5 protein-coding genes and 1 pseudogene are annotated in these 5,513 nt (G+C 53.8%); 5 read left to right on the top strand and 1 reads right to left on the bottom strand.

Translation table 11 applies throughout. From position 1 onward, the window contains the following. From CW742_RS06200 to CW742_RS06220, 5 genes and pseudogenes are all read left to right on the top strand, one after another. Positions 1 to 209, top strand: a pseudogene (locus CW742_RS06200) (type I glutamate--ammonia ligase); the annotation flags it as partial. 212 nt (positions 210 to 421) lie between these two features. After that, a complete protein-coding gene (locus tag CW742_RS06205) occupies positions 422 to 1,621 on the top strand; it encodes an ammonium transporter (RefSeq protein ID WP_292417959.1) in 1,200 nt (399 codons plus the stop codon). Positions 1,622 to 1,680: 59 nt separating this feature from the next. Next, the gene (locus CW742_RS06210; protein WP_292417962.1) at positions 1,681 to 2,358 is read left to right on the top strand and encodes a type 1 glutamine amidotransferase; all 678 of its coding nucleotides are present in this window, start codon (positions 1,681 to 1,683) and stop codon (positions 2,356 to 2,358) included. Positions 2,359 to 2,805: 447 nt separating this feature from the next. Next, positions 2,806 to 4,008, top strand: coding sequence for an ammonium transporter (locus CW742_RS06215; RefSeq protein WP_292417964.1), 1,203 nt, complete (start codon positions 2,806 to 2,808; stop codon positions 4,006 to 4,008). A 16-nt stretch (positions 4,009 to 4,024) separates the two neighbouring features. Next, positions 4,025 to 4,354, top strand: coding sequence for a P-II family nitrogen regulator (locus CW742_RS06220; protein WP_292417968.1), 330 nt, complete (start codon positions 4,025 to 4,027; stop codon positions 4,352 to 4,354). Positions 4,355 to 4,359: 5 nt separating this feature from the next. Here CW742_RS06220 and CW742_RS06225 read toward each other — a convergent pair. Continuing rightward, the coding region (locus CW742_RS06225; RefSeq protein WP_292417971.1) for a hypothetical protein at positions 4,360 to 5,513 on the bottom strand (1,154 nt) is incomplete at its 5' end.

Raw genomic sequence — 5,513 nt, forward strand, 5'->3', positions numbered from 1 at the left:
ATCCTACAGACCGCAAGCGGCGCAAGGTTGAGATGCTCCCGGCAAGCCTTGCGGAAGCCAATGCAGCACTCCTCAAGGATGAGGTCATCTGCAAAGCTCTCGGTGAGCATGTGGTCTCCAACCTCACCCGCATTGCCGAGATGGAAACCGATTCCTTCCGGCTCGCGGTCCACCCGTGGGAACTGGACAGGTACCTGGCTACCTACTAATTTTAAACATTTTATTCACGGAATAATCGTCGATCTTCGGACTTGTAATCCCGTAACAATCGGCCGATTGTCCTGTACGTCAATCAACAGGCTTCATGAGGTACGCATGAGGAGTACCCGCAGACGGAGTCCGGGGACCGGACATCCGCCGCTCGCCTGTTGACGGATCACGGGGCCATTGCGCCGGACATACATGGATAATGGTGATTACAATGCCAATGGATACAGGTGTTACCTGCTGGCTGATGGTCTCAGCACTCCTGGTCATGCTGATGACCCCGGGCGTCGGCCTTTTTTATGGCGGACTGGTACGGAAAAAGAATATTATCTCGATGATCGCGCTCTCGTTTGTCTGCCTTGCCGTAGCAAGCATGCATTGGATCCTGATCGGGTACTCGCTTGCGTTCGGGACTGATGTGGGGGGATTTATCGGGAACCTGGATTACCTGGGACTGTCCGGTGTCAGCGCTGATGCCGGCCCGGCCGGGTATCCGCCGATGGTCTTTATGATCTTCCAGCTCTTCTTTGCTGCGGTTACGGTGACGATCGTAACGTCTGCGGTTGCGGAACGGATCAGACTCTCCTCGTTTATTGTCTTCTGCCTTGTCTGGCTGACCGTGGTCTACTGCCCGATCGCCCACTGGGCATGGGGGGGAGGCTGGGCCCAGCAGATGGGGCTCATCGATTTTGCCGGCGGGACCGTTGTCGAGATCTGTTCCGGATTTTCCGCACTTGCACTTGCGATCGTTATCGGGAAGCGTGCGGGCTTTGGGGATTATTCGCTGGAACCGCAGAACATCCCGATCGCGCTCCTGGGGGCAGCACTTCTTTGGTTTGGCTGGTTCGGGTTTAATGCAGGGAGTGCCCTTGCGCTCAACAGCAGCGCTGTGGTCGCGTTCGTCAACACGAACTCCGCTGCAGCGGCCGGTGCACTCGCGTGGATGTTTGCCAGCTGGTACAAAGGCAAGCCCAGTTCTCTTGGGATGGTGAGCGGGGCAATTGCCGGGATGGTTGCGATCACTCCGGCTGCAGGATTTGTCACGCCCCTTGTGGCCGTGCTCATCGGGATTGTTGCAGGAGTATTGTGTTATTACATGATGCTTGCCCGGATCTCCAAAAACCTGGATGAAAGCCTTGATGCGTGGGCGATCCACGGGATGGGCGGGTTGTGGGGGACGCTCGCTACCGGTATCTTTGCAGCCGCAGCTATCGGGGGATTTTCCGGACTCATTGAGGGAAACACATCGCAGTTCCTGGTCAATACCCTTGGTGCATTTGTTGCGCTCGGGTATTCGTTCATCGTCACATGGATTATCGCAACCGGAATCGACCGTATCATAGGACTCCGCGTAACGGAGAATGAAGAGTACGTGGGGCTGGATATCTGCCAGCATGGGGAACGGGCGGCTTAGGGGAATACCGGGCCACGGCCTGTAATGATTTCGTCAGATCTGAGAAAATGGAGCACGGTATGGATCTAAAAATCGCCATCTTCCAGCATGTAAAAAATGAGCCTTCGGGATATTTTGAGACGATCTTCCAGGAACACGGTATACCGTTCGAGTATATCCGGCTGTATGAAACCGGGGAGGTTCCGGCTGTCCGCGATGCCACACACCTGGTCTTCATGGGGGGGTTCATGAGTGTCAATGACGAGGAAGAGTTCCCCTGGCTGAAGCAGGAGAAAGAACTTATCCGGCGGTCCGTAAAGACCGGGCAGAGGGTGCTTGGGATCTGCCTGGGGGCGCAGCTGATTGCATCGGCCCATGGGAGAAAGGTGTACCCGTTTGTTAAAGAGACCGGGTGGCGTTCGCTGAACCGGGCGGAACAGGCAACCGGAATCTTTTCCCGGTTTCCCGAAACGTTCCATGTCTTCCAGCTCCATGGGGAGACCTTTGAGATACCGTGCGGGGGACAATTGCTGGCAATTGGCAACGATGTCAAAAACCAGGCCTTCTCATACCGGAATGCACTCGGCCTCCAGTTCCACCTGGAGATGACCGGTGAAATCATCAGGGAATGGTCAAAAGATCTCCGGAAGCACGAACAGTCGGTCATCGCCCGGGAGACGCCACGGTACCTTGCGGAGAGCAACCGGCTCTGCCGGATGGTTGCGCAGGATTTTGTGGGACATGGATTGATCCGATAAACCAGCAGATCGTTTTTTTTCGTTAGTGTCAGATTCCCAAAAAAAACCCGGCCGGAAATTTTTTGGTTTAAAAAAAATCCGGTGACTTTTTGATCGAGGGATTTTCCGGTATCCTGGTACGAGAAATTGTGAAAAAAATTTTGCAACAGTTTTCGGTTCTCACAATTATCGTACAAAATTTTTATTGCAGTATTTTTTCGTGATGATATCGTCAAAAACACAATGTTTATAAGAGTAGGAATACAACTTCCTTCTGCCAATTACACAAATCTACAAACTTGAAAACCGGAGAAAAAGGAATGCAAACGAGAATTTCAGATGATGCCCAATCCGCCGGATTTCTCATCCGGTACAGGCATTCTGAATCCGGCTCATTCTTCACTTTATCCGGTCGAAAAAATGATTACGAACAGAAACCGTAATGGAAATTGTTTACAGGTGAAATGAATGGCAATTGATTCTGGAGCAACTGCATGGATCCTCGCCTCGACGGCGCTCGTGATGATCATGACGCCGGCGGTGGGATTCTTCTATGGTGGGCTCGTGCGCAGGAAAAATCTGATCTCCATGATCACCCTGTCGTTCGTTGCCTTTGCACTCGTGAGTATCCAGTGGGTAGTGATAGGGTATTCGCTGGCATTCGGTTCAGATGTCGGGGGATTCATCGGCAACCTTGAGTATCTCGGCCTGAACAATGTGGGTATGGAGCCAGGGGCGTTCAGCAGTGAAATTCCCGGCCTCTTGTTCATGGTATTCCAGCTGGTCTTTGCAACAGTAACGATGGCAATCGTTACATCAGGTATTGCTGAACGCGTGAAGTTCAGCGCATACCTCGTCTTTGCCCTCCTCTGGACAACGATTGTGTATGATCCGCTCGCCCACTGGGTGTGGGGTGGCGGTTGGGCAGCCCAGTTCGGGGCGCTGGATTTCGCCGGAGGTACGGTTGTCCACATCAGTTCCGGGTTTGCAGCCCTTGCCCTGTGTCTGGTCATAGGGAAACGGGTTGGATTTGGCAAGTACGTGATGGAGCCCAATAACATCCCGTTAACCATTCTCGGTGCAGCGCTCCTCTGGTTCGGCTGGTTCGGGTTTAATGCAGGGAGTGCTCTGGGAGCTAATGGACTTGCGGCAAGTGCCTTTGTCACAACCAACGTTGCAGCAGCAGCAGGTGCGATGGCATGGCTTCTTGCAAGCTGGCTCAATGGCAAGCCCAGCTCGCTGGGGTTTGTCAGCGGCGCCGTTGCCGGCCTTGTCGCAATCACACCGGCCGCCGGGTTCGTAACGCCCATGGCTGCGATCCTGATCGGTGCAGTTGGTGGTGTGTTCTGCTACGGTATCATGCTCTGGCGTATCCGGAAAGGTCTTGATGAAAGCCTCGATGCCTGGGCAATCCACGGCATGGGCGGACTCTGGGGTGCGCTTGCCACGGGGATCTTCGCAGTCGCAGCAGTGAATGGTGCATCCGGCCTGATTGAAGGCAATGTGCAACAGTTCGTGGCAAACGCAGCCGGTGCATTCGCAGCAGTCATCTACGCGTTCGTCGTAACCTACATCCTTGCAGTCGTGATTGACAAGACGATCGGCCTGCGGGTGACTGAAGAGGAAGAGTATGTCGGCCTTGATATCGCGCAGCACGGGGAGCGCTGCTGAAAGCAGGAGGGAAAATATGAAACTCGTCAAAGCAATCATCAAACCCGAACGGTTTGAGTTCGTCAAAAAAGCACTGGAAGACAAAGGCTTCAAAGGAATGACCATCTCCGAAGTCCGGGGACGCGGCGAACAGAAGGGAATTGCCCTGGAGTACCGGGGCGGCCTCATGACGGTCGATCTCCTGCCGAAGATCCAGATCGAGATCGTGGTAAAAGCAACGGAGCTGGACGATCTCATTTCCACTATTATGGAGTCAGCAAAGACCGGCAAGATCGGGGACGGCAAGATCTTCGTGATGCCGGTTGAGAAGGCGATCCGGATCCGCACCGGAGAGACCGAAATATAACGTTTTTATTTTTTTATCCGCTCGTGGATCGTGAATGCATCGAGCACCTGCAATGTCATCCCGGCCCCGAGGGTGGGTTGAATTGTCTCGAGCCAGAGGAAGAACCCGACCTTTGGCGGCGTCGGGCGTTCGAACTTGAAATGCCCGTCCTTCATCTGGATCAGTTTGTGGTACTCTTTCTTCTGCCGTGAGCGCAGGTAGATGATCAGCTCGTAATTGGGAAGATCTGTTGCAACGATCGCTTTTGAATAGAGTTTCGGGAATTCTTCAAACGTGATCTTCTTTCCTCTCACGGTCATCCCGTAGTTGTCGATCACGGCCCTGATCGCCGGTGGGAAGAGACCGCCATACAGGATTTTTTTCACCAGTTGCCCGGTTGTATCGGAGATTACCGGGGCTATCCGGCTCCCGGGCTTCTTTGCCGTCTCCGAAAAGAGCCGGTTCTTCACTTCATCATGGTAGCGCTTGTAATCGAACGGGTGCTTCATCTGAATGTCGGTTGCCCGGATCAGTTTTGGGTGGTTCTCCGGCAGGTTGTAGATAATACGCGGCCGGTAATGCTTGACGAGTGACTTGATCTCTTCGCAGGAGCTCGTGTGGATGATCGCATTGGTTTTATCTTTTGCAAGACGTTTAACAACAGAATAATTCGAGAGGTCAATGGATGATACGAGCAGGAACGGTGTGATCTTCTGGCCGTAGAGATACCCGAGGAGTTTTTTCTTGTACGCGATCTCGATCTCGAACTCCTTGAGATCGGATGGCGACGTGACCACCTCGGCAAAGGCGACATGGTTGTCGGAATCCATCAGCAGCATATCGAACTCGGCAAGGTCCTGGCCGTTGCCCCGGATGGTGATGTCGCCGTACTTGGAATAGAAGAGCCCGTTCTGCCCGAGCCGGACATTCTCGCGCCGGTCCGGGGCATCGGCGCCTTTCATTGCAAGATACCGGATCGTGTCGGACTTTTTTGATATCTCAAGGAACATCTCGTACACGATCGCCTCGAACCAGCGCCCCTCGGCGGTCCGCATCGGCTCGATATCGGGCGAGAAGAGTTTTTTCCGCTCGAGCTTGTGCATATGCCGCGTGGCATTGATGGCGATGGCGGCCGTTGGTTTAAAATGCCGGAAATTGGTGTTCAGCCACGGGATCATGA

The sequence above is a fragment of the Methanoregula sp. genome (genome assembly GCF_002835825.1).
Classification (GTDB): domain Archaea; phylum Halobacteriota; class Methanomicrobia; order Methanomicrobiales; family Methanospirillaceae; genus Methanoregula.